Annotated in this window: 21 protein-coding genes and 1 tRNA gene; 11 read left to right on the top strand and 11 right to left on the bottom strand. The window is 64.1% G+C overall.

Translation table 11 applies throughout. The features are described from left to right. Positions 1 to 112: 112 nt before the first annotated feature. Complete coding sequence (locus AABM56_RS22200) at positions 113 to 2,194, top strand: DUF6311 domain-containing protein (protein ID WP_347883721.1); 2,082 nt, start codon at positions 113 to 115, stop codon at positions 2,192 to 2,194. Positions 2,195 to 2,221: 27 nt separating this feature from the next. Here AABM56_RS22200 and AABM56_RS22195 read toward each other — a convergent pair whose 3' ends face one another. Beyond that, positions 2,222 to 3,340 (bottom strand): glycosyltransferase, encoded by a 1,119-nt coding sequence (locus AABM56_RS22195; RefSeq protein WP_347883720.1) that lies wholly within the window; start codon positions 3,338 to 3,340, stop codon positions 2,222 to 2,224. Between the two features lie 158 nt (positions 3,341 to 3,498). Between AABM56_RS22195 and AABM56_RS22190 the strand changes: the two genes are divergently transcribed. Together AABM56_RS22190 and AABM56_RS22185 are read left to right on the top strand one after the other, a co-directional pair. Then, the gene (locus tag AABM56_RS22190) at positions 3,499 to 4,890 is read left to right on the top strand and encodes an MBOAT family O-acyltransferase (protein WP_347883719.1); all 1,392 of its coding nucleotides are present in this window, start codon (positions 3,499 to 3,501) and stop codon (positions 4,888 to 4,890) included. Between the two features lie 45 nt (positions 4,891 to 4,935). Continuing rightward, complete coding sequence (locus tag AABM56_RS22185) at positions 4,936 to 5,883, top strand: hypothetical protein (RefSeq protein ID WP_347883718.1); 948 nt, start codon at positions 4,936 to 4,938, stop codon at positions 5,881 to 5,883. 15 nt (positions 5,884 to 5,898) lie between these two features. On the opposite strand, the gene AABM56_RS22180 is transcribed toward AABM56_RS22185, so the two are convergent. Continuing rightward, positions 5,899 to 7,074 (bottom strand): glycosyltransferase family 1 protein, encoded by a 1,176-nt coding sequence (locus AABM56_RS22180; protein ID WP_347883717.1) that lies wholly within the window; start codon positions 7,072 to 7,074, stop codon positions 5,899 to 5,901. A gap of 377 nt (positions 7,075 to 7,451) precedes the next feature. Between AABM56_RS22180 and AABM56_RS22175 the strand changes: the two genes are divergently transcribed. From AABM56_RS22175 to AABM56_RS22160, 4 genes are all read left to right on the top strand, one after another. After that, on the top strand, positions 7,452 to 8,846 hold the full coding sequence (locus AABM56_RS22175) for a glycosyltransferase family 1 protein (RefSeq protein ID WP_347883716.1): 1,395 nt from the start codon (positions 7,452 to 7,454) through the stop codon (positions 8,844 to 8,846). Between the two features lie 122 nt (positions 8,847 to 8,968). Continuing rightward, on the top strand, positions 8,969 to 10,732 hold the full coding sequence (locus AABM56_RS22170) for a type I secretion system permease/ATPase (protein ID WP_347883715.1): 1,764 nt from the start codon (positions 8,969 to 8,971) through the stop codon (positions 10,730 to 10,732). Then, positions 10,732 to 12,054, top strand: coding sequence for an HlyD family type I secretion periplasmic adaptor subunit (locus AABM56_RS22165; protein ID WP_347883714.1), 1,323 nt, complete (start codon positions 10,732 to 10,734; stop codon positions 12,052 to 12,054). The genes AABM56_RS22170 and AABM56_RS22165 overlap by 1 nt, the downstream gene beginning before the upstream one ends. A gap of 4 nt (positions 12,055 to 12,058) precedes the next feature. Further along, a complete protein-coding gene (locus AABM56_RS22160) occupies positions 12,059 to 13,453 on the top strand; it encodes a TolC family outer membrane protein (protein ID WP_347883713.1) in 1,395 nt (464 codons plus the stop codon). 175 nt (positions 13,454 to 13,628) lie between these two features. Here the strand turns inward: AABM56_RS22160 and AABM56_RS22155 are convergent, their stop codons facing one another. The 3 genes from AABM56_RS22155 to AABM56_RS22145 all read right to left on the bottom strand — a co-directional run bounded on the left by AABM56_RS22155 (position 13,629) and on the right by AABM56_RS22145 (position 14,757). Continuing rightward, entirely contained in the window at positions 13,629 to 13,979 is a 351-nt protein-coding gene (locus tag AABM56_RS22155; RefSeq protein ID WP_263258629.1) for a hypothetical protein, read from the bottom strand. Positions 13,980 to 14,146: 167 nt separating this feature from the next. Then, complete coding sequence (locus tag AABM56_RS22150) at positions 14,147 to 14,434, bottom strand: hypothetical protein (protein ID WP_263258630.1); 288 nt, start codon at positions 14,432 to 14,434, stop codon at positions 14,147 to 14,149. Between the two features lie 247 nt (positions 14,435 to 14,681). After that, positions 14,682 to 14,757: transfer RNA gene (locus tag AABM56_RS22145), tRNA-Thr, on the bottom strand. 118 nt (positions 14,758 to 14,875) lie between these two features. On the opposite strand from AABM56_RS22145, the gene AABM56_RS22140 reads away from it, so the two are divergent. Next, positions 14,876 to 15,220 carry a hypothetical protein gene (locus tag AABM56_RS22140; RefSeq protein WP_347883712.1) on the top strand — a complete coding sequence of 115 codons (345 nt, stop codon included), beginning with the start codon at positions 14,876 to 14,878 and terminating at the stop codon, positions 15,218 to 15,220. Positions 15,221 to 15,274: 54 nt separating this feature from the next. Here AABM56_RS22140 and betA read toward each other — a convergent pair whose 3' ends face one another. From betA to betI, 3 genes are all read right to left on the bottom strand, one after another. Then, positions 15,275 to 17,017 (bottom strand): choline dehydrogenase, encoded by a 1,743-nt coding sequence (gene betA, locus AABM56_RS22135; protein ID WP_347883711.1) that lies wholly within the window; start codon positions 17,015 to 17,017, stop codon positions 15,275 to 15,277. A 91-nt stretch (positions 17,018 to 17,108) separates the two neighbouring features. After that, entirely contained in the window at positions 17,109 to 18,581 is a 1,473-nt protein-coding gene (gene betB / locus AABM56_RS22130) for a betaine-aldehyde dehydrogenase (RefSeq protein WP_263258633.1), read from the bottom strand. A gap of 261 nt (positions 18,582 to 18,842) precedes the next feature. After that, complete coding sequence (gene betI, locus AABM56_RS22125; RefSeq protein WP_263258634.1) at positions 18,843 to 19,430, bottom strand: transcriptional regulator BetI; 588 nt, start codon at positions 19,428 to 19,430, stop codon at positions 18,843 to 18,845. Between the two features lie 195 nt (positions 19,431 to 19,625). Between betI and AABM56_RS22120 the strand changes: the two genes are divergently transcribed. Further along, positions 19,626 to 20,036, top strand: a complete 411-nt coding sequence (locus tag AABM56_RS22120; protein ID WP_133860060.1) for a helix-turn-helix domain-containing protein — start codon at positions 19,626 to 19,628, stop codon at positions 20,034 to 20,036. Further along, entirely contained in the window at positions 20,020 to 21,021 is a 1,002-nt protein-coding gene (locus AABM56_RS22115) for an LLM class flavin-dependent oxidoreductase (protein ID WP_263258636.1), read from the top strand. The genes AABM56_RS22120 and AABM56_RS22115 overlap by 17 nt, the downstream gene beginning before the upstream one ends. 237 nt (positions 21,022 to 21,258) lie before the next feature. Here AABM56_RS22115 and nfsB read toward each other — a convergent pair whose 3' ends face one another. Genes nfsB through AABM56_RS22100 form a run of 3 tightly spaced genes read right to left on the bottom strand, consistent with a single transcriptional unit; the run spans position 21,259 to position 24,080 of the window. Further along, entirely contained in the window at positions 21,259 to 21,906 is a 648-nt protein-coding gene (nfsB, locus tag AABM56_RS22110) for an oxygen-insensitive NAD(P)H nitroreductase (protein WP_231357233.1), read from the bottom strand. An 18-nt stretch (positions 21,907 to 21,924) separates the two neighbouring features. After that, positions 21,925 to 23,073, bottom strand: coding sequence for an L-dopachrome tautomerase-related protein (locus tag AABM56_RS22105; RefSeq protein WP_347883710.1), 1,149 nt, complete (start codon positions 23,071 to 23,073; stop codon positions 21,925 to 21,927). Then, positions 23,073 to 24,080 (bottom strand): zinc-binding alcohol dehydrogenase family protein, encoded by a 1,008-nt coding sequence (locus tag AABM56_RS22100; protein ID WP_263258638.1) that lies wholly within the window; start codon positions 24,078 to 24,080, stop codon positions 23,073 to 23,075. The genes AABM56_RS22105 and AABM56_RS22100 overlap by 1 nt, the downstream gene beginning before the upstream one ends. A gap of 104 nt (positions 24,081 to 24,184) precedes the next feature. Here AABM56_RS22100 and AABM56_RS22095 point away from each other — a divergent pair, with 104 nt between their 5' ends. Further along, on the top strand, positions 24,185 to 25,093 hold the full coding sequence (locus AABM56_RS22095; RefSeq protein ID WP_263258639.1) for a LysR family transcriptional regulator: 909 nt from the start codon (positions 24,185 to 24,187) through the stop codon (positions 25,091 to 25,093). Positions 25,094 to 25,120 lie beyond the last annotated feature (27 nt).

The following is a 25,120-nucleotide window of genomic DNA, read 5'->3' as shown; positions in this document are numbered from 1 at the left end:
ATTCACGGCTACCCGTCAGACCGGCATTCTGCGAATGCCTCCTGGAGAAAGCTGAAAGCTCTATCCGGCAAAATCTCAAGGCACAACGTAGAGCAATAAGGGCAATGGATAAGTGAACAGGCAACTACGGGCAGCGAGTTATGGCATTCCGATACTGATCGGCGTGATCTTCTTTGCTGTCGTCTTCGATGTGAACATGCTCAACCCGACCCATATCGAGTGGTTGAGCCATGGCGATATCCTGCAGGCTTATCTAGGCTGGGACTTCTTCCGCAAGGCACCCTGGACCTTTCCTGTCGTAGGGTTGAATCCCTATTACGGTCTGGAAGTCAGCAGCTCGATCGTCTTTTCCGACTCCAATCCGCTGCTGGCCCTGGTGTTCAAACTGCTGTCACCGCTGCTGCCGGCGGGTTTCCAGTATTTCGGTCTCTGGTTGTTGGCCTGTTGCATCCTTAGTGCGGTCGCCACCTGGAAGATCGTCGGGCTTTATTCCGACAGCTATTTGATCAGGTCTTTGGCTGCAGCCCTGGTGCTCTTTAATCCCGCGTGGATCCATCGGATCGGCCATATCAACCTGATGGGTCATTTCCTGATCCTGTTCGCTATCTATCTCTGTCTGCTGCGCGACCGGCGTCATCTGGCCGTGCAGTGGTGCCTGCTCATCGCGGTTGCCTGCCTCACGCACTTCTACCTGGCGATGATCGTGATGATCCTCTGGGGCGCGAATCTCTTCGCCCGTATCGTGACCAGGGTAACCGCCTATGGACCCGCATTGCTGGAAGCCCTGGCCGCAGCGATCGGCGCCTATGTGCTGATGTATACCACCGGTTATTTCACCGTCGATGACGTATCCGTGGCCGGTGGTTATGGCACCTACAATTCGAATCTCTTGTCACCGCTGGTTGCGGACGGCTGGTCCTATGTGTTCGATCATGTCTATCTCGGACTAGGCAACTTCGAAACCGTCAACTACTGGGGGGCAGGCGTTCTCTTGCTGGTGTTGCTCAATCTCAAGAGTGTCTATCGCAGCTTCGGACGTTTTACCATCACCGCTACTTCGCTCAGTCTGCTGATTGCCGGCGTCACTTTTTTTCTGATTGCCACCACCAATAACATCCAGTTGTTCGATCACCACCTGATCGTGCCGCTGCCCGGCAAACTGCTGGATGCCTTGTCCACCTTCCGCGGCTCGTCGCGCTTCTATTGGCCGCTTACCTATCTGGCAGTGATCGGCCTGGTCTATCTGACGGTCAGGTACCGTGCCAGATCGGTCGCCCTGGCGGTTCTGGCAGTAGCCTTGGTCGTTCAAGCCGGCGATATCAGCAAGGGCTTCAAGCACGAGAACTTCTACTTCTTCAATTCGCCGGATGTTACCGCCGCGCTGCGCAGCGATTTCTGGAGCAACGAGCTCGGTCATTACGCCAAGCTGCGCTATGTGCCCTTCACCAACGATGCGGATGACCGCTTGGCCCTGGCCTTTGTCGCGAGTCGGCAGGGACTGGTAACTGATTCCGCAATGCTGGCCCGTCCGAGCAAGAGCAAGCAGGACAGTCTGAACCTCAAGACGCTGCAAGCCTTGTCGTCCGCGCGCTATGACGACGACACGGTGTACGTCCTGAAGAATGACGTCTTGGACTTTGTCCAGCTCAAGGCTAATGACCAGCTGTTCAAGATTGACGGCCTGAACGTCCTGGCGCACGGTCTGCAGGGGTGCCAGGGCTGTACACAGCTGGCGAAGACGGGCTCACCTAGGGCTGATTACTTGTTAATCAGCGGCTGGTCGACACGTGAGGACTTTGGCGTCTGGAACGATGGGCGAGTGGCCACCTTGCTGGTGCACAATGAAGGCACCAACACTCAGGTGACATTGCGCTATCGGGTTTTTCTCACTCCCGAGGTACCGACCCAGCGGCTGATCTTTAAAGCCGACGGCCAGACGATCAAAGAGGTTCAGGCGCAACAGAATGGCGAGGTATTCCTCTCCTGGCCGGTTATTGATAACCAAGGAACTACCACGCTTACGATCGAAATGCCCGATGCTATCTCGCCGCGTGAGGCGGGCCTGAGCACCGACGGCCGGGTACTGGGCATGGGCCTGGAAAATCTGCAGATCAAGCAAGCGGCCGATCAGGGGATGAACGCCGGAGGGGCGCTCTTGGGCGCGCCTGGGCGTGAGGCTGTCGAAAGCCGCTAAGGGGCGCTTCGCTCGCCTGGCGCCCCGCTAGCCGGCGGCGCCAGGCGCCAGCTGGCGATAGACGGCATACAGCCGCTCACCCAGTTGATCCGCCTGGAAGTGCCGCTCGAAATGGGCGCGGGCGGCGGAGCCGAAACGCGCCCGCTCCTCGGGCGCCTGCCAGAGCCGCAGCAGGGCTTCCCGGATCGCGGCGAAGGTGGGTGCCACGTCGAGACCGGTCTGCTCGTGCCGGTTGATCTCGCTCATGCCCGAGCCGATGGCGCAGCTGATCAGCGGCTTGCCGTACATGGCCGCCTCCAGCAGGGCCATGCCGAAGGCTTCCGAACGCAGGTGCGACGGAAAGACAAAGGTCTCGGCGAGGCGGTAGAGCGCCGCCACGTCTTCTTCCGGCAGGCGACCGAGGAAGTGGCAGTTGCGTAGGCCCAGGCGGTGGGCCTGGGCTTCCAGCGCGGCCCGTTCCGGTCCGTCACCTACGATGGCCAGCGGCAGGTCCAGGCCGGCCAGGGCGTCGAGCAGCAGGTGCAGACCCTTGTAGTAGCGCAGTACGCCGACGAAGAGCAGAAAACGCGGGCCCAGGCGCTGGCGCCACTGTGCGAGGCAAGGCTGGGACGGCGCCGGATAGCTGGCTTCGTCGAGACCGTAGGGAATGACCTCGGTGTGCGCCTCCAGGCCGCGCAACTCCGGGCTGCTGCGTCTATAGGGCTCGGTGGCCACGATGATCCGGCTGGCGCGACTCAGGAAATGGCGCTGCAGGGGGCGATAGAGTTGCAGCAGATGGCGTTGCTTAACGATATCCGAGTGGTAGCTGACCACATAGGGCTTGCCCGGCCGCACCGCCAGTTGCAGCACGTCCATGAACGGCCAGGGGAAGTGATAGTGGATGACGTCGCTGTCGCGCGCCGCCCGGGCGAAGGCGCCGAAGGCCGCGCGGGACAGACCGGTAGAGGCGATATTGGCGTCCTGGCGCACCCGCTGCACCGGAATGCCCTCGACCTCGATGCATTCAGGGGAGGGCTGTTCGCTCAGGGTCAGGATCCGATTGCTCACCCCCAGCGTGCGCGTCGCGCCGCACATCTGGCGTATCACCTGCTCGATACCGCCATGGGTATCGGGGAGGTAGGTCTTGAATACGTGGAGGATACGCATGGGCGGGGAGCGGCCTGCAAAAGGGCGGAATTCTAGCATGGGCACCAAGCGGCCTTGCGCCTGCGAGGCATGGGCTTCGTGCTAGAGTGCCGGCCGAAAGATCCAGCGGCCGTCGCTTTGCGGCAGTCATTTCCAGTGATCCAGCGTATTTTTTGCCGATGATCTTCAGCTCCTTTCCCTTCCTGCTGCTGTTTCTGCCGCTGACCCTGCTAGGCTTCTGGGTGCTGCGCAAGCGCGCCGACTGGGCGACCACCGCGGTCTTACTGAGCCTGGCGTCCTGGGTGTTCTACGCGGTCTGGGACTGGCGCTTTCTGCTGCTGCTCTGGTTGTCCATGGGCGTGAATTACGCCCTGGGCCTGCGGGTATGGCGGCTGCGCAGCAAGGGCTGGCTGACGGCGGCCCTGGTGTTCAACCTGGGGCTCCTGGGCTACTACAAATACCTGGGCTTCTTCGCCGGCATGTTCGGTGTCGGCCTGCCCGGCCAGTTCATCCTGCCGCTGGCCATTTCCTTCTATACCTTTCAGCAGATTGCCTGGCAGGTCGATCTCTATCGCGGCCGACTGCAGCGACCAGGCGACTTCCGGGCGTTTCTGCTGTGCGTGAGTTTTTTTCCGCACCTGATCGCTGGCCCCATCTGCCGCCCCAGCAGCCTGATTCCGCAGATCGAACGGGGCTTCGCGGAACGTCCCTGGGCCTGGAAGCTGGGTTTTACCCTGTTCGTCTTCGGCCTGGCCAAGAAGGTGCTGGTGGCCGACAGCCTGGCGCCGGGCGTCGATGCGCTCTATCTGCAGGAATCCCTGAGCGCGCCCCAGGTGTTGCTTGCCGCCTTCGGCTACGGCCTGCAGCTCTATTTCGATTTCTCCGGCTATGCGGACATGGCGATCGGCCTGGGCCTGGTGTTCGGTATCCGACTGCCGATCAACTTCCGCTCGCCCTACCGCAGCCTGTCCATCGTCGACTTCTGGCGCCGGTGGCACATCTCGCTGTCCCGCTTTCTGCGTGACTATCTCTACATCCCCCTGGGCGGCAGCCGTCACGGTGCCTTCCGCCAGTACGGCAACCTGCTTATCACCATGCTGCTGGGTGGCCTCTGGCACGGCGCCGGTTGGCAATTCGTGCTCTGGGGCGGCATCCACGGCGCCTTGCTCTGCCTCAACCACGGCTGGCTGCGCCTGTCTTCCTGGCGGCTGCCCGCACCGCTGGCCTGGGCGCTGACGCTGCTGGTGGTGATGCTGGCCTGGATCCCCTTCCGCGCGGTCGATCTCGGCCACGCCCTGCGCCTGTTCGGCGAGCTGGGCCATTGGCAGGCTCCTGCGCTACCAGGCGTCAATACGCTGCTGCAGGAAGTGGCCACGTTGCACCTGCAACAGGGACTCTGGCTGGCGGTTCCGCTGCTGCTGGCGCTGTGCGCCTGGCTGCCCTATAGCCTGAAGCTGGTGCTGCGCCTTTCGCCTTTCTGGCGTGGCGTTTTGACCGCCGTGCTTGCGCTGCTGGTCATGAAAGCCATGTTGGCCCGTCCGGATCGGGCGTTCCTCTACTTCAATTTCTAGGTCCCCATGCGCTCAAAGTCAGGACGCTTTTTAACTGGACTCTTGGTGGGAGCCTGTCTATTTGCACTGGGCTGGATCGCTCTGGTTGCCGGGCAACTGGGCAAGCCCTTCGTCAACAACCTCTGGGTGGAGGGCGCCTATGGGCAGAAGCTGGCCCAGGCCGAGGCCATCAAGCAGCCCAAGGTGGTCGTCGTGGCCGGCTCCGGCGCCATGTTCGGCATCCATTCGCCTACCCTGGCCCAAGCCCTGGGGCGGCCGGTGATCAATCTGGGCGTGAACGCCGGCATTCTTAGCCCCTACCTGTTGATCTATGCACGCCAGGCCGTCAAGCCAGGGGATTGGGTGCTGCTGCCGCTGGAGTATCCGCTGTACCACGACAGATTCGAGGTCAATCAAGTCTTTCTCGAGTATTGGTTGAGTCATCCCGTGACCTATGGCCTCAATCCCCTCCGCCTGGCGCGGCTGTTGGCCGAAACGCCGCTCCTGCGGGTAGTGCAGGGCTACCAGGGGGTGCCAGCCGGCTTTCAGGTGGCCGGTCTGTACGGTGTCCAGCACCTGGATGCCAATGGCGATCAGTTGGTGAGTGCCCGTGAACAGCGCAGCGAGGCGCTTTTCGCCGGTGCCCGGGATTCCGCCGTGCAGCACTACGGTGCCCAGGCCGGGGCCTTCAACGGCAGCTGGGCGCTGTGGCAGGCCTTCGCCAATGAAGTCCATGCCGCTGGCGGCTGCGCTGTCTTCGTGCCGCCGGCCATGCTCGACCGCGAGTCCTATCACCAGGATCCCGTCGAGCGGGCTTTCTACCAGGGGCTTCCCGAGGAAGCTGCTCGGCATGGCCTGATCTATGTCGGCGAACCCCTGGCCTTCATGTACCCGACCGAGGCGTTCTTCGACACCAACTACCACCTCACCGCGGAAACGCGGCTGGCGCATACCCAGCGACTGGCCAGCCTGCTGAGTCCGACCTTGTTCGAGCGGTGCCAGGCACCGCGCTAGCGTGTTTTCAGGGATTCAAGCCATCCGTTGCGCGGCGATCAGGCTCTCTCGCAGGGCCGTCGCCCGCGCGGCCCAGTGCATGTCGGCGGTGCGCTGGCGCCCGGCCGCTGCCAGGCGCGCACGCAGCTCAGCGGATTCCAGTACCTGCTGCAAGGCGCCGGCGATAGCACCGCGGTCGCGCGGATCGATCAGCAGCGCGGCATCGCCCGCCACCTCCGGCATGGAGCTGACATTCGAGGTGATCACCGGGCAACCGGTGGCCATGGCTTCGGCCACGGGCATGCCATAGCCCTCGTACAGCGAGGGATAGACCAGCACGGTGGCATTGGCGTAAAGCGCCGGCATGTGCCTTTGATCCACATAACCCAGGTAGCGAAGTTCGTGGGCCGCGCTCAGCTGTTCGATCAGCTGCTGCAACTCCGCGCTGTCCCAGCCCGGGGCACCGGCCAGTACCAAGGGAAACCGCTGGCGCAGCGACTGGGGCAGCAGCGCGAATGCCTTCAGCAGCTCCGCCAGATTCTTGCGCGGTTCGAGCGTGGCGACCGAAAGCGTGAAGTGTTCCGGCAGGTCGTAGGCCTGGCGACAGGCCTGGCGCTGTTCGGGCGACACCTCGGCATATCCGCGCGAAACGCCCGGGCTGACCAGATCGATCGGCTGGGTAGGTTTCAGTTCTGCAAGCAACTCCCGGCGGGTGAAGTCCGAGATGGTGATGAGGCGGGTGGCGCGAGCCAGCGTATCGGGGATGAGCCGGCGCATCTCCTCGATCCGCGCCGGCGGATGCAGCTCGGGGTGACGGATGTGCGACAGGTCATAGAGCGTGGCGACGCTGGGCCCGTTGAGCGGCAGCATGTAGTAGCCCGGCTCCCAGTAGACGTAGCCCTCGAGCTGCGCCTTGCCCTGCAGGAAGCGGCTGTTGAGACGATGACGATAGAGGCGGCGCAGCCAGGGGCGGTGCCCCAGCCAGCGCCGCAATTTCCCCAGGCCGCGATGCATGGAGGAGGGTGGCAGTGCCTGCCCCAGCGCGCTTACCTTCTGCCGCAAGGCCTCGCGATCCAGAAAACCTTCGTCGCCAAAGCCCTTCACGTCTTCCACCGCCGGATCGGCCAGCAACTCTTCCAGCAGATGGAGGGTGTAGCGCCCAATGCCGGTCATCGGCGGCTTGAGCACATTGATGGAAACGAAGACCTTCATGTTCGCTCGACAGCTGAGGTTGAAGCACCCGTCAAAGACACGCACGCGGGTCGTCAGGGAATGCCCGCCAGAGGCGTGGTGGTCCGGATACGTCGGGGACGTCGCGATCGCCGCGCCCCTGGCGCAAAGGCACGCATTATCCGGGCTGACCACGATTAGTCCACGTCTGGTAGCAGTTTTATGACCGGCCCTGACGTTGCCGAGACGACCGGGCTGGGCGCTGTGTGCCCTGGGCCTTATAATCGCCCGCCAATTTTGTCCCTACGGATCCAGACGCCGGCCCCCGCAGTTTTCCGGTTGGCGCTCCTTCATTTCGGCCTTCCATCGGCCCTTCTCTGGCAGGCCTGCCCGGGTCTAGCGAGGATTTGCGAGTTGCCATGCGTCTACTGATCGAATGCACCTACGTCTACGAACACCCTTCCGACAACTCCGGTATCCAGCGGGTGGTGCGTAACGTCATCAAGCAGCTGCCGCACCTGGAGCCCTCGGTCGAGTGCATTCCGGTCATGATGAAGCACGATCAGCTCTACCGGGTGAACAGCCTGGAGCCGCTGGAGGTCGACGAGGGCCGGATCCGTCGCCGGCAGTGGATCGGCCGCCTGGACCGCCTGCAGGACCGCTTCTGGCGCTGGCACGACCGCGTCGAGCAGAAGCTGCCGTACGCCGACCGCTCCCTGCTGCTGCGCCGGCTGTGGTACTGGCCGTGCCGGGCGACCAGCCAGGTCATTCAGTGGCCGCTGAACATCCTGCGCGAGCAGGACTACCAGGCGGGTGAAGAGCCCGAGCGCGCCACCCCTCTGGACATCGAGCCCGGTGACCAACTGGTGCTGCTGGATTCCTCCTGGCATGCCGATTTCTTCAAGCTCGCCGAATCGCTCAAGGCGCGTGGCGTGGGCATCGTCTCGGTGATGTACGACCTGATCCCGCTCACCCATCCGCAGTTCTGCGACAACCATCTGGTCAAGGTCTTCGATGAGTGGTTCGACTGGATCGCCCGCACCGCGGACGGCTTCATGGCCATTTCCCAGACCATCAGCCAGGAAGTCGAGGCGGAACTGCGCCGGCGCCGCGGCGCTGCGGCTGAGCGCCAGTGGCACGGCTACTTCCAGTTGGGCTCGGAACTCGACCTGAATGGCAGCGGCGCCGCCTGCGATCCGGAGGTCAAGCGCCTGTTCGATGGCAAGACCCCGGTGTACCTGATGGTCAGCACCATCGAGCCGCGCAAGAACCACGCCTATCTGCTCGACGCCTTCGACCTGCTCTGGGCCAGGGGCGCCGATGTGCGCCTGTGCATCATCGGCAAGGTGGGCTGGAAGACCGAGGCGCTGATCGAACGCATCAAGACCCATCCGGAATACAAGCGCCGGCTGTTCATGTTCAACGGCGCCAACGACACCAGCCTGGAATACGCCTATGCCAATGCCCGGGCCCTGGTATTCCCCTCTTACGTGGAAGGCTTCGGTCTGCCGCTGGTGGAAGCCATGCAGCGCGGCCTGCCGGCCATGGCCAGCGATATTCCCGTGTTCCGCGAGGTGGGCGGGGATTTCATGGCCTATTTCCAGCTGCAGGATCCGGCGTCCCTGGCCGCTCAGGTGGAGCGCTACGAAGCCGAAGGCAGCTTCCCGTCCGCACGTCCGCTGCAGGACTGGGCCTGGGTCGGTTGGCGCGAGGCCTCGCTGCAACTGGTGGAGCGAACCCGCCAGGGCATCCTGCAGCAGCGCCATCTGCCGGCCAGCGATGCCGTCGAGACCCCGGATATAAGGCAGGCTTAAGGCTCTGGCCCCGGTCATCGGGTAGGATCGCGGGCTCCGCGGGTAGGGGAACACCCCTCAAAAACCTGTGATAGAGTCCGCACCCTGCGGTTTTGTTCCTTCTAGTCCCCGCTGGTATCTGCATGCAATCCAAACCCAAGACAGATCTCGAGCAGGCGTTGATTGCCTGCAAGGGCAGCTTTCTAACGGTCGGCTTTTTCAGCCTCTTCATCAACCTGCTGCTGCTCGTCCCTTCCTTCTACATGCTGCAGGTCTACGACCGTGTCCTGAGCAGCAGTAGCATCACCACGCTGGTCATGCTCACCCTGATCATGCTGCTGCTGATGGCGACCTATGGCGCCCTCGAGTGGATCCGTTCGCGCATTCTGGTGCGGGTTTCCACACGGCTTGATCTGTTGCTCAATGAGCGTCTCTATGACGCCAGCTTCAAGCAGGCGCTCTACACCGGCGGCGCCCAGGCCTCGGCGCAACCCCTCAATGACCTGACGGGTCTGCGCCAATTCCTGACCGGGCAGGGGCTGTTCGCCTTCTTCGATGCCCCCTGGCTGCCGATCTACATTGCGGTGATGTATTTTTTCCACCCGCTGTTCGGCGCCCTTACCGTGCTTGGCGCCATCCTGCTGATCCTCCTGGCCTATGCCAACGAGAAGCTGACCGGCAAGCGGCTGGCCGAGGCGAACCAAGAAAACGCGCGGGCGACCCAGTTCACCAGCAAGAACCTGCGCAACGCCGAGGTAGTGGCCTCGATGGGCATGATGCCCAGCCTGTTCAAGCAGTGGCGCAAGCGCAATACCCACGTGTTGGGCCTGCAGGCCCGTGCCAGCGAGCATGGCGGCGCCCTGAGCAACCTGTCCAAGACCCTGCGCATGGTGCTGCAGTCGCTGATCCTCGGCCTGGGTGCCTGGCTGGTCATCGACCATCAGATCACTCCTGGCCTGATGACCGCCGGTTCCCTGCTGCTGGGCCGCGCCCTGGCACCTATCGATCTGATGATCGGCAGCTGGAAGGGCTTCATTTCAGCCCGCGGCCAGTACGCACGCCTCAATGACATGATGCGCCAGGTCCAGGCCGAGCCGCCGCGCATGTCGCTGCCGGCGCCCAAGGGCAATATCTCGGTCGAGCAACTGATCCTGACGCCGCCTGGCGCCTTCCAGCCGATCCTCAAGGGCATCTCGTTCAACGTCACCGCGGGTGCCTCGGTCGGCATTCTCGGCGCCAGCGCCGCGGGCAAGTCGACCCTGGCGCGCGCGCTGCTGGGCATCTGGCCGGCGCAAAGCGGCAAGGTGCGTCTGGACGGCGCCGACATCGCCCAGTGGAAGCGCGAAGAACTCGGTCCGTACATTGGCTACCTGCCGCAGGACATCGAGCTGTTCGATGGCAGCATCAGCGACAACATCGCCCGCTTTGGCCAGGTGGATGCTAAAGCGGTGGTCGAGGCGGCCGAACTGGCAGGCGTGCATGACATGATCCTGCGCCTGCCTCAGGGTTACGACACCATCATCGGTGCCAACAGTGGCGCGCTTTCCGGTGGTCAGCGCCAGCGCATCGGCCTGGCCCGCGCCGTCTACGGCAATCCGCGACTGGTGGTGCTGGACGAACCCAATTCCAACCTAGACGAGGCGGGCGAGAAGGCCCTGGGCGCGGCGCTGCTGCGCCTCAAGCAGACCGGCGCGACACTGTTCATCGTGACCCACCGCGTCAGCGTCCTGGCCTACGTCGACAACCTCATCGTGATGAACGATGGCCAGATCGTCATGTCCGGTCAGCGTGATCAGGTCCTGGCGCAACTGCAGGGCCGCCCCGCGGCAACGCCCGTGGCCGCCGCTGAAACCGAGTCCTTGCCCAAAACCGATGGCAGCGCCGAGCAATCGGGAGGTATGGCCTGATGAATACCCAATATCTCGCTGAAGCCGAGGCCGAGGGCCTGAAGATTTCCGACAAGCCGGTCCGTCGACTGGGCTACATCATCCTGATCGTTGTCTTCGGTCTGGGCGGTCTCTGGGCCGGTCTGGCCCCGCTCGACAGCGCCGTGCTCGCCCAGGGCTATCTGACCATCAAGAGCTCGCGCAAGACCGTGCAGCATCTGGAAGGTGGCATCGTCAAGGAGCTGATGGTCCACGACGGTGACCACGTTAAGGCCGGCGATACCCTGATGCGCCTGGACGATACCCAGGCCCGTGCCCAGCTCGAAGCGGCGCGCAGCCAACTGATCGCCTCCCAGGCGCTGGAAGCGCGGTTGATCGCCGAGCGCGACGACCTGAAGGATGTGACCTTCGGCACCAGCGACTTCCCCGAGGATGACAAGCGCGTCCAGGAAGCTCGCAACAGCGAACGGCAGATCTTCCTGGCCCAGCGCAATGCGCGTCTGGGAGAAATCGACGTCCTCAAGAACAAGAGTGCCGAGCTCGAGCAGCAGATCCGCGGCTTCTCAGCGGTTATCCAGAGCAAGCAGGGTCTGTCGCAGTCCTATGGCAGCGAGATCAAGGACCTGAGCGAGCTGCTCAAGCAGGGCTACGTGAATAACGAACGCCTGCGCGATCAGGAGCGCAATCTGTCCCGCCTGCAGGCCGAGATCGCCGATCAGCAATCGGCCATCGCCCGCGCCAAGGTGCAGATGGGTGAAACCAAGCTGCAGATTCTGCAGACCACCCAGAAATTCAAGTCCGACGTGGCCAACAAGCTGGCCGAGACCCAGTCGCGCATCTATGAGCTGCGTGAGCGGGTCGGCGCGTTGCAGGATCTCGTCAACCGTACGGTCATCAAGGCGCCGGTCGACGGCATGGTCATGGGCCTGGCGGTACACACCATCGGTGGCGTCGTGGCGCCCGGTACCCACCTGCTGGACATCGTGCCGCTTGGCGCCGACCTGCTGGTCGAGGTCGAGGTGCAGCCGAACGATATCGACCGTATCGAACTGGGCAAGCTGGCCGAGGTGCGCTTCAGCGCCTTCAAGAACGCCACCACCCCCATCCTGGAAGGCGAAGTCGTCTATATCTCCGCTGACCGCTTCACCAACGAGCGGACCGGTGCGCCTTACTATCTGGCGCGCGTGACCCTGACCGACAAGGGCCGCGCCGACCTGGGCCGTCGCGAGCTGGTGCCGGGCATGCCGGCCGAGGTGCTGATCAACACCGGCGCCCGTACCCTGCTCAACTATTTGCTCAAGCCGGCGCGCAATGCCATGGCGCGTTCGATGATCGAGGAGTAAGGCGATGTTCAAGCCCGCCCGACTGCTTCTCGCCCTGGGTCTGGCCCTGCCGCTGCTGGGTCAGGCGGCGCCTGTCGCCACCCATGAGCCGGCGGCCTACCTGGATCTATGGCAGCTGTACCAGAAGACCATGGAATCCGATCCCCGCATCGGCGGCGCGGATGCCCAGGTCAAGGCCAGTCAGGGGCAGCAGGACGGTGCCTTCGGCCAGATGCTGCCGCAGCTGAGCGGCGGCGCCTCCACCAGTCGCATCAAGCGCACCGAAGGTCCCCAGACGCTGTTCTACGACGGCCAGACCTACAACCTGAGTCTGACCCAGGCGATCTACAACCCGGCTGCCTGGCGTGGCTTCAAGAAGTACAGTGAGCTCACCAAGCAGTATCGCTCGCTGGCCGAAGACACTCGTATCCAGTCCGCCGCGGATGTGGTCCAGCGCTACTTCGCCGCCCTGGCGGCCGAGGATGAACTGGAGCTGGCTACCGCCGAGCGCCAGGCGACCCAGCGCAACCTCGACAGCGTCTCGGCGCTGTTCGAGCGGCAGCTGGCGACCATCACCGACAAGCTGCAGCTGTCCGCGCGGGTGGACAGCCTGAAGACCGCGGAGATCGAAGCCAAGAACCAGATCCAGGTGACGCGCGAAGCGCTGGCCGAGCTGGTCGGGCGGGACATCTACCAGCCTTTCAAGCGCATTGATGATCGCACCCTCTTCACCGCGTTACCGGGTACGGAAACCGATTGGGTGCAGTCGGCCATCAATCACAACCCGGCGCTGCAGGCCAAGCAGGAAGCCCTGAATTCGGCGGAATACGCCGTCAGCGAGGCCAAGGCCGGTCATCTGCCCACCTTGAGTCTGCAATTCGGGGCGCAGCGCAGTGACTTTGCCTACGAAAACGTCATCGCCGCGGACGTTGTCGATACCTACTCGGCCAGCCTCAATCTGCAGATTCCGATCTACAGCGGTGGATCGGTGAGTGCCCGGACGCGGAGCCTCTATGGCTCCCAGGAATCGGCCGAAGAAGACTATGAAACGGTACGTCGCCAGGTGGTCAAGGAGACCAAGACCGCCTACCTGAAGAGCTTTGCCAGCCTGAGCAAGATCGAGTCGTCGCGCAATGCGCTGAATTCGGCGGTCAAGGCGCGTGAGGCGAGTGAGAAATCCTTCTCCTTCGGTGCGGCTACCGCGGTGGACGTGCTGAACGCGGTTCGCCAGGAGTACAGCGCCCGGCGCGACTACCTACGCTCGCAATACGACTTCATCACTAACCAGCTAGTCCTGCTGCGCTGGAGCGGTGATTTCAAGGATGCCGACATCCAGCGCATCAATGCCTGGCTGACCGTGCCCAAGCCTGACGAGACGCGCAAGACTGGGCTCAAGCCGGAAGAGGCCGATAAAAGCTAACCGGCCTGCATAGATCTATGAAAACCCGGACACCGGGCTAATGCCAGTCAGTTAACGCCGACTGGCATTTTTGTTTCGAAGTCGTTGGTTAACACAGAAAGTTAAGCCTTGTGCGAAGATCCAGCCTGTCGCAACGGGGATTCTACCTACTGGGGTTTCGTTCAAAACCAAGCGTCTAACCAGGCTTGCGGTGCCCTGGTAGCAATCGCATCTGGGTCGCGTCGCGCCGCTCCAGCAACTGCTTGCGGTTACGCAGCTGCAGACTCAGGGCGTTATCACGCACAGTCGCTTCTAGCGCCTGCGCCTGGCGCTCAAAATCCTGGAGAATAAGATCCCACCGCTCGCAGATTGCCCGTTCGGCACCCGTGTCCTGCCGCTTGCGGTAAATCAGTGCGGCTCGCGCGAAGACGAATGGGTCAGGGCAGCAACGGTGTCCTGCAGGCTGACTAAAATAGTCACGCTCGCGTTGCAGACAATTGTCCAGCAGTACCTGCAAGTTACCAATGCCACTTAAGAAGAAGGACATATTTTATCCTCGGATGTCCGATAGGGGTCAGATAACTGCCGCTCTTGGCATCGCACTACCACCGAGGAGGCATAGACCGTTGTATCTTCGTAGCGCTGGATAAGCTTCTTTGCCGACTACGAGTGGAGCGGCAAAGACACGACCTCAGAAGGGTCCCGGCGCGCTCATCAACGGTTCAGAGGGTCGCCAGCACCGGCTTGGTCATCGACTTCTCCCGGATCGACTTCTTTATCAGCATCCGTCGTTCCTGGAACATCAAGCGTGTCGGGATTTGGCGGTTCGATAGGATTGGGCTCAACCGCCTCTTCCGATAACGGCTTGAGTTGCTCTTTGCGCGCCTGGTTGGCCAAGTGAAGGCTGTTGATGGAGCTCTGCAGCACTGACAGTGGGCCGTTTGTACTGGGGCCTGCGCGTGACGAACCTACTCGGGCCCAAGTACGCATTTCGATGATCATCAGACTACCTCTCGAGGAGACCAGAATGGCCTCAGGCATGGGAGGTCAGCCCTAACCTTACGTTCAGTGGCCACTATCACCATCAGTCCGATGAATAGCCATCGACCGGTCTAGGGGATGAGTGATAGCGCGCGCCAAAGACCAGAGGATCAGATCGGTCTGCGCTGAACCGGGGTGGCCAAGGTGTCGCTTGTGACGTCGCTGCTGGTATGACCTAGCACGAAGCCGCTGTGACACTTGGAGTAGATGGTGCCGGCACCAGGAGTCGAACCCGGGACCTACTGATTACAAGTCAGTTGCTCTACCAGCTGAGCTATACCGGCAAGGGGGAGGCCATTATAGCCATGGAAAAGCCCTTGTAAACCAAGGATGTGCGTAGGTTAAGGCTGGCGTAAGCCAGCTGAGGCTAAAATAGAGCAAAGAGCTTGCAAGGAGCCACTGATGAGAACGAAGACCCTGGCCGTGCTGGCCGCTGCATTGGCTGGCTGCACCAGTCAGGCGAACCTTGAGCGCAATCCTCCGATGGAACTGCGTACCGGTAAGAGCGCTGATGAATATCGCACCTGCTTGGTCGCAAAATTGGCAAAGGGCGGTCGCCACGTGGAGGTCCAGCCGCAAGGCAGTGGGCAGCGTGTGCTGGTAGACAGCAAGGTCCCGCCGGCTACAGCAGCCGTCATCGATATCGGCTCGGCGTCGCGGGGTACGCGTATCGCGTTGCGTGAACAGATGGCCAACAATCCGTTGCGGCCGCGGGACGTACTGGTGGCCGTTAAGGACTGCCTCTAATTACCGGTCATGAAAAAGGGCACCTAGGCGCCCTTTTTCATGACCGGTTGCGGCTTAGGCTGCCGGTTGGTTGCGACGCTCCGGCATCGGCTCAGCAGCGCGTTGGCCGTTGACGTCGCGTAGCGGAGTGCCGCGGATCGGAGCGCCATTAGCCACATAGTAGGCGGCGTTGCTGCGCGGCAGTGGGGCGCGACCGCGAATTTTGTCGGCGATCTTCTCGGCGATCATGATGGTCGGGGCATTGAGGTTGCCCGTCGCGATGATCGGCATGATGGAGGCGTCCACCACGCGCAGGCCTTCCAGGCCATGCACGCGACCGGCGCCGTCGACCACCGCCATATCGTCGGTACCCATCTTGTTGGAGCAGGACGGGTGATAGGCGGTCTCGGCGTGGGAGCGCACGAAGGCGTCCAGTTGGGCGTCGGTTACGCAATCGCGGCCCGGGTTGATCTCTTCGCCACGATAGGGATCCAGCGCCGGCTGCTGCATGATCTCGCGGGTCAGGCGGATGCCGTCGCGGAATTCGCGCCAGTCCTGCTCGGTGCTCATGTAGTTGAACAGGATGCTCGGATGCTGACGCGGATCGCGCGAGGTCAGTTCGATGCGGCCGCGGCTGGGCGAACGCATGGAGCCGACGTGGGCCTGGAAGCCATGGGCTTCGATGGCGTTGGTGCCGTTGTAATTGATGGCGATCGGCAGGAAGTGGTACTGGATGTTGGGCCAGTCGAACTCTTCGCTGGAGCGGATGAAACCGCCCGCCTCGAAGTGGTTGCTGGCGCCCAGGCCGGTGCCTTTGATCATCCATTCCAGGCCGATCTGCGGCTGGTTGTACCACTTCAGCGCTGGGTACAGCGAGACCGGCTGCTTGCACTCGTACTGCAGGTACATCTCCAGGTGGTCCTGCAGATTCTGGCCGACGCCCGGCAGGTCGTGGACCAGCGGGATGTCGAAGCGACGCAGCAGCGGCGCGGGACCGACACCGGAGCGTTGCAGGATCTGCGGCGAGGCGATGGCACCGGCGCAAAGTAGGACTTCACGGCGGGCGCGCACGGTGATGGCTTCCAGCGAATCGCCCTTCATGTAGGCGACGCCGTTGGCGCGCTTGCCCTCGAAGAGGATGCGATCGGTGGTGGCATGGGTGACGATGGTCAGGTTCGGGCGACCCTTGGCCTGGTCCAGATAACCGCGGGCGGTGCTGGAGCGCCGGCCGTTCGGGGTGACGAAGCGGTCCATCGGACCGAAGCCTTCCTGCTGATAGCCGTTGAGGTCTTCGGTACGCGGATAACCCGCCTGGACACCGGCTTCGACCATGGCTTCGAACAGGGGATTGGTGTTCGGCTTGGCGGTGGTCACCGAGACCGGACCGTCGCCGCCGTGCCAGTCGTTGCCACCGGCATCGCGCTTCTCGGCCTTGCGGAAGTAGGGCAGGCAGTCGAGGTAGGTCCAGTCGTCCAGACCGTCGAGTTGCGCCCAGTTGTCATAGTCCAGGGCGTTGCCGCGGATGTAGCACATGCCGTTGATCAGCGAGGAGCCGCCCAGGCCCTTGCCGCGACCGCATTCCATCCGGCGGTTGTCCATGTGCGGCTCGGGCTCGGTCTGGTAGGCCCAGTTGTACTGCTTGCCCTGCAGTGGATAGGCCAGGGCAGCCGGCATCTGGGTGCGGAAGTCCAGGCGGTAGTCGGGGCCGCCGGCTTCCAGCAGTAGGACGGTGACGTCCTGGTCTTCGGTCAGCCGGGTGGCCAGGACGTTGCCGGCCGAGCCGGCGCCTATGACGATGTAATCGAATTCGTGTGCCATGAAAAAAGTCTCCTCCTGACGGCGGGTGGGGTCGGGCCCCAGCCCCGGGCCCTCTCCAGCGGAGAGGGGAGAAAAGCGCTACGGAAGCGGCTTAGAAGATCGAGGCGTAATCGCCCAGCTCGACCTGCACCGACTTGATGCGGGTGTAGTGGCCAAGGGTGGTGAGGCCGTTTTCGCGACCGACGCCGGAGTGCTTGTAGCCACCCACCGGCATCTCGGCGGGGGATTCGCCCCAGGTGTTGATCCAGCAGATGCCGGCTTCCAGACGATGGATCATGCGGTGGGCCCGGGCCAGGTCACGGGTGACCACGCCGGCTGCCAGGCCGTACTCGGTGTCGTTGGCGCGGCGCACCACCTCGTCTTCGTCGGCATAGGCCAGGATGCTCATGACCGGGCCAAAGATCTCTTCGCGGGCGATGGCCATGTCGTCACGGCAATCGGTGAAGACGGTGGGGGCGACGAAGTTGCCCCGGGCCAGCTCGCCCTGGGTGACGCGCTCGCCACCGGTGAGCAGGCGGGCGCCTTCGGCCTGGCCCTGGGCGATGTAGCCCAGCACCTTTTCCATGTGCGGGGTGCTGACCAGCGGCCCGAAATTGGTCTCGGCGGCCAGGGGATCGCCCAGCTTGATGCGCTTGACCCGCTCCACCACCTTGGCCTCGAAGTCAGCCTTGAGCGTCTGGGGCACGAAGACGCGGGTACCGTTGGTGCAGACCTGGCCGGAGCTGAAGAAGTTAGCCATGACGGCGATGTCAGCGGCGCGATCCAGGTCGGCATCGTCACAGACGATCAGCGGCGACTTGCCACCCAGTTCCATGGTGACTTCCTTGAGGGTCGAGCCGGCGGCGCTGGCCATGACCTTCTTGCCGGTGGCGACGCCGCCGGTAAAGGAGATCTTCTCGATGCCGGAATGCTCGGTCAGGGCGACGCCGACTTCCGGACCGACGCCATTGACCACGTTGAACACGCCATCGGGCAGACCGGCCTCGGTGTAGACCTCGGCCAGCTTCAGCGCGGTCAGCGGAGTGACTTCGCTGGGCTTGAAGATCATGGCGTTGCCGGCGGCCAGGGCCGGGGCGGACTTCCACAGGGCAATCTGGATCGGGTAGTTCCAGGCGCCGATGCCGGCAACCACGCCCAGCGGCTCGCGGCGGGTATAGACGAAGGAGGTCTCGCGCAGCGGGATCTGCTCGCCTTCCAGGGCCGGAACGAGGCCCGCGTAGTACTCGAGCACGTCGGCGCCGGTGACGATGTCCACGGCCTGGGTCTCGGACAGGGCCTTGCCGGTGTCCAGGGTTTCCAGCAGGGCCAGTTCGTCGTTGCGTGCGCGGAGGATGTCCACGGCCTTGCGCAGGATGCGCGAGCGCTGCATGGCGGTCATCGCCGCCCAGACCTTCTGTCCGGCGGCGGCGGCGGCCACCGCCTTGTCCACGTCGGCACGGCTGGCGCTCTGCACCACGGCAAGCACCTCGCCGGTGGCGGGATTCAGGGTTTCGAAGGTGGCGCCACCGGTGGCGGCGACATAACGGCCACCAATGTAGAGCTGCTGTTCGGCGAAACGGGCCATGGACGTTCTCCCAGGCTGGGCGGGCGTCGTGGCACCCGCAAGGAACACAGGGGGCGCGAAAGAAAGGTCTCTCTGCGCCAGCGATGAATCCAGTCTACTTAATTTTTATTGAACGTTCAATCAATGAAAAATTCGCAGGCGTGCCGAGACGGGCTGATGGGCGGCCCAGAGCGGTTCGATCAGAGAGAGATGGATAAAGAAAAGCGGGAGGGGAGCCCCGGCCGGAGCGGACCGGCCGGGGTTGCAGCGGTCAGGGAGCGGTCAGGCCTTGGCCAGTTGCAGGTCTAGGTAGTCGTAGGCGATCTGCAGGGCCTGCTGGGTGTTGAAGGCGTCGCCGGAGAGGGCGCCGCGCAGCCAGAGACCATCGATGATGGCGGCCAGGCCGCGGGCCGAGGCGCGCGCTTGCTCATGGGGCAGGAGGCGGCGGAATTGCCAACAGAGGTTCGAGTAGAGGCGCAGGTCGTTGATGCGTTGCAGGCGACGCAGGTTGGGCTGGTGCATGCTAGTGGCCCAGAAGGCCAGCCAGGTCTTCATGGCCGGACCGCTGACCTGGGTATCGTCGAAGTTGCCCTGGATGATGGCGCGCAGGTTGGCGGCAGGGTCATCACCGGGCAGGGCGTCGCGGCGTTCGCGCACGGCCTGGCGCAGGGCATTCATCAGATGCCGCATGGTAGCTTCGAGCAGGCCGTTCTTGTCTTGGAAGTAGTGGCTGATGATGCCGTTGGAGACGCCGGCCTTGCGGGCGATGAAGGCGATACTGGCGTCGCCCATGCCGACTTCGTCGACGGCTTCGAGGGTCGCGGCGATGAGCTGCGAACGGCGGATGGGCTGCATCCCGACCTTGGGCACGAGGCATCTCCTGAACAGAGCGGAAGGAGCCTCGCAGGGTAACTATTTTTTATTGAACGTTCAATCAATAAAAACGGTCACGACCTTCCGGATTGTGCCCTGGCCAAAGCGGCAATACCAGTCCTGACAGGTGGTTACTTTTAATAACCGCCCGAAAGGCGTAGGCTGGGAACCAGTTCTGCTTCGAGGATCGCCATGGACGCCGTGGTCAGTCGTATCTCCAGCCGTCGCCGCCTGCATGCCCATGCCTGTCCCATTCGGGATGTGCTGGACCGGATCGGCGATGCCTGGTCCTTGCTCACGCTCTTCACCCTGGAACCCGGTCCGCTGCGCTTCAATGAATTGCGCCGGCGGGTCGATGGCATATCCCAGCGCATGCTCAGCGTGACCCTGCGCCAGCTGGAACGCGACGGCCTGGTGTCCCGCACGGTGACGCCGACCAAGCCGCCCCAGGTGGAATACGCCCTCACCGAGCTGGGTCAGAGCCTGATGGTGCCGGTAGGCGCACTGGCCGCCTGGGCTTCCGCGAAGCAGCCTTTCATTCAGCGCCACAGGGCGGCCTACGACCAGGTCGCCGAGGAGAATCCTGATGACCCGTCTCTCTAAGACCGCCCTGTCGGTCCTCGACCTCGTCCCCATCCGCGACGACGGCGATGCGACCCAGGCGCTGCACAATGCCCTGACCCTGGCGCGCCATGTCGAGCAGCTCGACTTTTCCCGCTACTGGGTGGCGGAGCACCACAACATGGATGGTATCGCCAGCTCCGCGACCAGCGTGTTGCTGGGCTACCTGGCCGCCGGCACCAGTACCCTGCGCCTGGGCTCGGGCGGCATCATGCTGCCCAACCACGCGCCCCTGGTGGTGGCCGAGCAGTTCGGCACCCTGGCCTCGCTATATCCGGGTCGTATCGAACTCGGCCTGGGCCGCGCGCCGGGGTCTGACCAGCGCACCGCCTATGCTCTGCGCCGTGATCGCCTGGGCAGTTCCGACGACTTCCCACGGGATGTGGAAGAGCTGCAGCACTACTTCGGGCCGCAGCAGCCGGGGCAGGGCGTGATCGCCATGCCGGGCGTGGGCACCGAGGTGCCGATCTGGCTGCTGGGTTCGAGCCTGTTCAGTGCCCAGCTGGCGGCGGCCAAGGGTCTGCCCTATGCCTTCGCCTCGCACTTCGCGCCGCGCTATGTGCACGAGGCGATCCGTCTCTATCGCGAAAACTTCAAGCCGTCCGCGGTGCTCGATCGCCCCTATGTGATGCTCGGGGTACCCCTGGTGGCGGCCGACAGCGACGACGAGGCCAATTACCTGGCCACCACCGTCTACCAGCGCATCCTGGCGCTGTTCCGTGGCGACACCATGCGTCTGCAGCCGCCGGTGCGCAGCATGGAAGGGGTCTGGTTGCCCCACGAGAAGGAGTCGGTGTCGAGCTTCCTCGGCATGGCGGTGATCGGCGGGCCCGACAAGGTTCGCGAGCGCCTGGAGCTGCTGCTGGAGAAGACCGATGCCGACGAGCTGATCTTTACCTGCGACGTCTATGAGCAGGCGGATCGGTTGCGCGCCTTCTCGATCCTGGCGGATCTGAAGGGCGGTTGATTGACCGTAGGGCGGGTTGAGACGGCTCGTTCGCCTACGCCCACCAGGTCCCAACGAAAAAAGCCGACCGTTTGTAACGGTCGGCTTTTTCATGTCCGTAAGAAAGCTGCGCTGCTGCCCATGTTGGACGTCGCTGTATTCAGCTCCGCCTACGGCATGTGGAGTGTTTTCCACTGGCGGCTACCGGTTCGCTCTGTGGATAAGGCTGCGCCGTTATCCACGCTACGGAGGCCTGTCCTACAGGAAGGTGAAGACCTGTTCGCGGGTCAGGCGGGACTTGGGCAGGGCGGCGTTGAAGTCGCTTTCGCCGCGATAGCCCAGGCCGACCACCACCAGGGCGGTGTAGCCCTGCTCGCGCAGACCCAGTTCCTGATCCAGGCTGTTGGCGTCGAAGCCCTCCATGGGGGTGGCATCGATGCCCAGCGCGGCGGCACCGAGCAGCAAGGTGCCCAGCGCGAGGTAGGTCTGCTTCTCCATCCAGTGCTGCACGTCCTGGCGCTCATGACGATGCAGATCGACGAAGTGGCGGCGGGTACCGTCCTGGGTGGCGCGGGCTTCAGGCTTGGCGAAGCGACCGTCCTGGGCTTCCTGCTCCAGCACCTGGGCCAGATGGCCTTCGGTCATCTCCAGGCGGGTGCAGAGCACGATGACGTGGGAGGCCGGTAGCACCTTGGGTTCGTTGTAGGGACTCTGCATGCCACGGGCGATGCGGGCCTTGGCCTCGGCGCTGGCCGCGACCACGAAGTGCCACGGCTGCGAGTTGACCGAGGAGGGCGCCTGGCGCAGCAGCTCCAGCAGTTCCTCTACCTGCTCGGCCGGGATGCTGCGGGAGCCGTCGAAGGCCTTGGTGGTGTAACGGGTGCGGGCGATCTGGGACAGCTGCATGGATAACTCCTGATCGGATCAGTGGGTAGGGGCCGGCTTGGCGTCGATCTTGACGCGGAACAGGCTGTAGGGCTTCTCGCGCAGGTCTTTTCTATCGTGGAACTGGGCCTGGCGATGGAGCTGGTTGGCGGTGAAGTACAGGTAGCCGTCCGGACCGATGCTGAAGGTGTCGGGCCAGAGCACGCGCGGATCGTGGACCAGGGTCTTCCAGCTGCCGTCGGCCTGGCGCTGGCGCACGGCGTTGTGCTCGTAGTCGCCGGCATAGACGCGGCCCTGGGCATCGGCTTCGAGGCCGTCGGAGGCGCCCTTTTCGCCGAGATCCTGCACCCCGGCGCGGACCTGGGCCTCGCTCGCCTTGGCATCACGCAGCAGGGCGGTGGGTACGGCATAGAGATGGCGACTGGACAGCGGGCTGAAGTAGAGGGTGCCGCCGTCCGGCGAGAGGGCGATGCCGTCGCTGGCGATGGCCGGGCGGACCTTGCTGCCGTCGGGACGCCGCATCAGCAGCGGCTCGCCTTCCACCACCGGTACGAAGCTGGGATCGACGTTGGCCTGGGGCGCGCCGGTCAGGCGCCGCTGGGCCTGGCCGGTGGCGAGGTCGAGGATGATCAGGCCGCCCGGCGGCGCCGAGTCGGTGACATAGGCCACCCCGGCCCGACCGACGCGAAAGTCGAAGCGCACGTCATTGACGTAGCTCTTGGGCTGGAGCACCGAGGCGGGGAAGACCAGGGTCCTGGCGACCTTGTTGGTCTTGAGGTCGATGGCCACCAGCTTGACGCCGCCGGCCTTGGGCGCGGCGAAGCCGGGGGCGGCGGTGTCCAGCACCCAGAGGTGCCCCCGACCATCGGCCACCACGCTCTGCACGCTGATGAAGCCCTTGCCCGGCTGGCCCGGGGTCTCGACGTTCAACGCGGCGTCCGGGTAGGGCACGGCCTTGCCGTCCTTGAGTTCGGCCACGGTGAAGGGCACCTCGTCGCCCCAGCGGGGATAGTTGACGAAGATCCGACCGGTCTCGCTGACGGTGACCCCGGTGGGCATGGCGTCGTGGAAGGCGAAGACCTGCTCCAGCTGGCCAAGGGTGCGCTCCTGGGGCAGCGGCGCGGCCTGGCCCGTCAGGCTACCCACGGCCAGGGCGACGGCGAGGGTCAGGGCGCTGAAGCGAGGCATCAGAAACCCTCCAGCACGAGCTTGCCGCGGGCCTGGTGGCTTTCCAGCTGGGCATGGGCGCGGCGCAGGTTGGCGGCATCGATCCGGCCCAGGTGCTCGCCCAGGGTGGTCTTGAGGGTGCCTTGGTCGATCAGCCCGGCGACGCGTTCGAGGATCTCGTGCTGGCGCACCTTGTCCGGGGTCTGGAACAGCGAGCGGGTGAACATCAGTTCCCAGTGCAGCGACAGCGACTTGGCCTTCATCGGCACCACGTCGAGTTGCGCCGGATCGTCGATCACGCCCAGACGACCCTGGGGCCGCAGGACATCCACCAATTGGGTGAAATGCACATCGGTGTGGGTGAGGCTGGCGACCAGGGTCACACCATCCAGACCTAGGGCTTCGAGTTGGGGCCGCAGCGGCTGGTGGTGATCGATGACGTGATGGGCGCCGAGGGTACGCACCCAGTCCTGGGTTTCCTGCCGCGAGGCGGTGCCGATCACGGTCAGCTCGGTGAGTTGGCGGGCCAGTTGGACCAGCACGGAGCCGACGCCGCCTGCAGCGCCCATCACCAGCAACTGCTGGTCCGCGCCGCCGCCCTCGGTTGCGCCGAGACGGTCGAACAGCAATTCCCAGGCGGTGATGGCGGTCAGCGGCAGGGCAGCGGCCTGGGCGTGATCCAGGCTCCTGGGCTTGTGCCCGGCCAGGTGTTCGTCGACCAGGTGCAGCTCGCTGTTGCAGCCGGGACGGAACAGTTCGCCGGCATAGTAGACCTCCTCTCCCACGGCGAAGCGGCTGACGGCGCTGCCCACGGCGCGAACCACACCGGAGACGTCCCAGCCCAGCACCTTGGACTCCCGCTGCACCAAGCCCTGGCGCACCTTGGTGTCGACCGGATTAACCGACACGGCACGGACCTCTACCAGCAGGTCGTGGGCCTCGGGCGTGGGATCGGGCAGCACCGCGTCCTGCAGGGCGCGGGGATCGCTGGCGGGCAGGGTGGTGTCACCGTGGATGATGGCTTTCATGGGCGGATTCCTTGGTACGATGAGAAACGTGAGGCCATGGTCGTCTTCATTGTCGGTCGGAAAAAGCGGCAGAATCGGATAGCACCTTCACTGCAGGAGTGAAAATGATCCGCTTCGACGACCTCGGGCTCTTCGTGCGCTCCGCCGCCCTGGGCAGCTTTTCCCGCGCCGCCCGCGAGGCAGACCTGTTGCCGGGCCAGGTGAGCGCCGCCATCGGGCGGCTGGAGCGCGAACTAGGCATTCGCCTGTTCGCTCGCTCGACCCGCAGCCTGAGGCTCACCGCCGAGGGCGAGGCCTATCTGCCCTATGCCCGGGAGGTGCTGGAGACCTTGCGCGAAGGACGCGAGCGGCTGCAGGGGGAGAGCCCGGAATTGCGGGGTGTGCTGCAGGTGGCGGCGCCTTCGGATCTGGGGCGCAATCTCTTGCTGCCCTGGCTGGCCGAGTTTCGCCAGCGGCATCCCGGCCTGACCCTCAGGCTGTACGTCTCGGACCAGCAGGCCGACGTCTATCGCGATCCGGTGGACATCGCCATCCGCTACGGCCGCAGCCAGGACGACAGCCTGGTCGCCCTGCCACTCGCCCCTGACAACCGCCGGCTGCTGGCGGCGGCTCCGGCCTACCTGGCGCGCCAGGGTACGCCCCGCTGCCTGGATGACCTGGTCGGGCATGCCTGCCTGCTCTACCAGCTGCATGGTCGTACCTATGACAAATGGAGCTTTCCGCTGCCCGAGGGTGGCCAGCGGCAGGTCGGTGTCAGCGGGCCCTTGCAGAGCGACGATGCGGAGGTGGTGCGGCGCTGGGCGGTGGCCGGGGAGGGCATCGTCTACAAGTCCTGGCTGGACATGCGCGACGATCTCGAGACCGGACGGCTGGTGCGGGTGTTGCCCGACCAGCCTGGCGAGGCCCTGCCGCTGCAACTGTTCTGCCCGCACCGGCGGCAATTTTCACCCGCCGTGCGGCAGCTGCATGGCTGGCTGGCGGAGCGCTTCGCCGCGCTGGGGGAGCAGGCCTGAAGGAAAAAAGGTGGCTTCTCTGCAGAA

The sequence above is a fragment of the Pseudomonas aestiva genome, assembly GCF_039908605.1.
GTDB classification, from domain to species: Bacteria; Pseudomonadota; Gammaproteobacteria; order Pseudomonadales; family Pseudomonadaceae; genus Chryseomonas; species Chryseomonas aestiva.
This window is presented reverse-complemented; position numbering and strand designations above follow the sequence as displayed.

Bases quoted from the DNA above. Each gene is read 5' to 3' on its own strand.
- AABM56_RS22165 (WP_347883714.1), top strand. From the start codon at position 10,732: ATGAATACCCAATATCTCGCTGAAGCCGAGGCCGAGGGCCTGAAGATT.
- AABM56_RS22095 (WP_263258639.1), top strand. From the start codon at position 24,185: ATGATCCGCTTCGACGACCTCGGGCTCTTCGTGCGCTCCGCCGCCCTG.
- AABM56_RS22120 (WP_133860060.1), top strand. From the start codon at position 19,626: ATGGACGCCGTGGTCAGTCGTATCTCCAGCCGTCGCCGCCTGCATGCC.
- AABM56_RS22160 (WP_347883713.1), top strand. From the start codon at position 12,059: ATGTTCAAGCCCGCCCGACTGCTTCTCGCCCTGGGTCTGGCCCTGCCG.
- AABM56_RS22100 (WP_263258638.1), bottom strand. From the start codon at position 24,080: ATGAAAGCCATCATCCACGGTGACACCACCCTGCCCGCCAGCGATCCC.
- AABM56_RS22105 (WP_347883710.1), bottom strand. From the start codon at position 23,073: ATGCCTCGCTTCAGCGCCCTGACCCTCGCCGTCGCCCTGGCCGTGGGT.
- AABM56_RS22150 (WP_263258630.1), bottom strand. From the start codon at position 14,434: ATGATCATCGAAATGCGTACTTGGGCCCGAGTAGGTTCGTCACGCGCA.
- betA (WP_347883711.1), bottom strand. From the start codon at position 17,017: ATGGCACACGAATTCGATTACATCGTCATAGGCGCCGGCTCGGCCGGC.
- betB (WP_263258633.1), bottom strand. From the start codon at position 18,581: ATGGCCCGTTTCGCCGAACAGCAGCTCTACATTGGTGGCCGTTATGTC.
- AABM56_RS22180 (WP_347883717.1), bottom strand. From the start codon at position 7,074: ATGAAGGTCTTCGTTTCCATCAATGTGCTCAAGCCGCCGATGACCGGC.
- AABM56_RS22155 (WP_263258629.1), bottom strand. From the start codon at position 13,979: ATGTCCTTCTTCTTAAGTGGCATTGGTAACTTGCAGGTACTGCTGGAC.
- AABM56_RS22195 (WP_347883720.1), bottom strand. From the start codon at position 3,340: ATGCGTATCCTCCACGTATTCAAGACCTACCTCCCCGATACCCATGGC.
- nfsB (WP_231357233.1), bottom strand. From the start codon at position 21,906: ATGCAGCTGTCCCAGATCGCCCGCACCCGTTACACCACCAAGGCCTTC.
- AABM56_RS22175 (WP_347883716.1), top strand. From the start codon at position 7,452: ATGCGTCTACTGATCGAATGCACCTACGTCTACGAACACCCTTCCGAC.
- AABM56_RS22170 (WP_347883715.1), top strand. From the start codon at position 8,969: ATGCAATCCAAACCCAAGACAGATCTCGAGCAGGCGTTGATTGCCTGC.
- AABM56_RS22190 (WP_347883719.1), top strand. From the start codon at position 3,499: ATGATCTTCAGCTCCTTTCCCTTCCTGCTGCTGTTTCTGCCGCTGACC.
- AABM56_RS22140 (WP_347883712.1), top strand. From the start codon at position 14,876: ATGAGAACGAAGACCCTGGCCGTGCTGGCCGCTGCATTGGCTGGCTGC.
- AABM56_RS22115 (WP_263258636.1), top strand. From the start codon at position 20,020: ATGACCCGTCTCTCTAAGACCGCCCTGTCGGTCCTCGACCTCGTCCCC.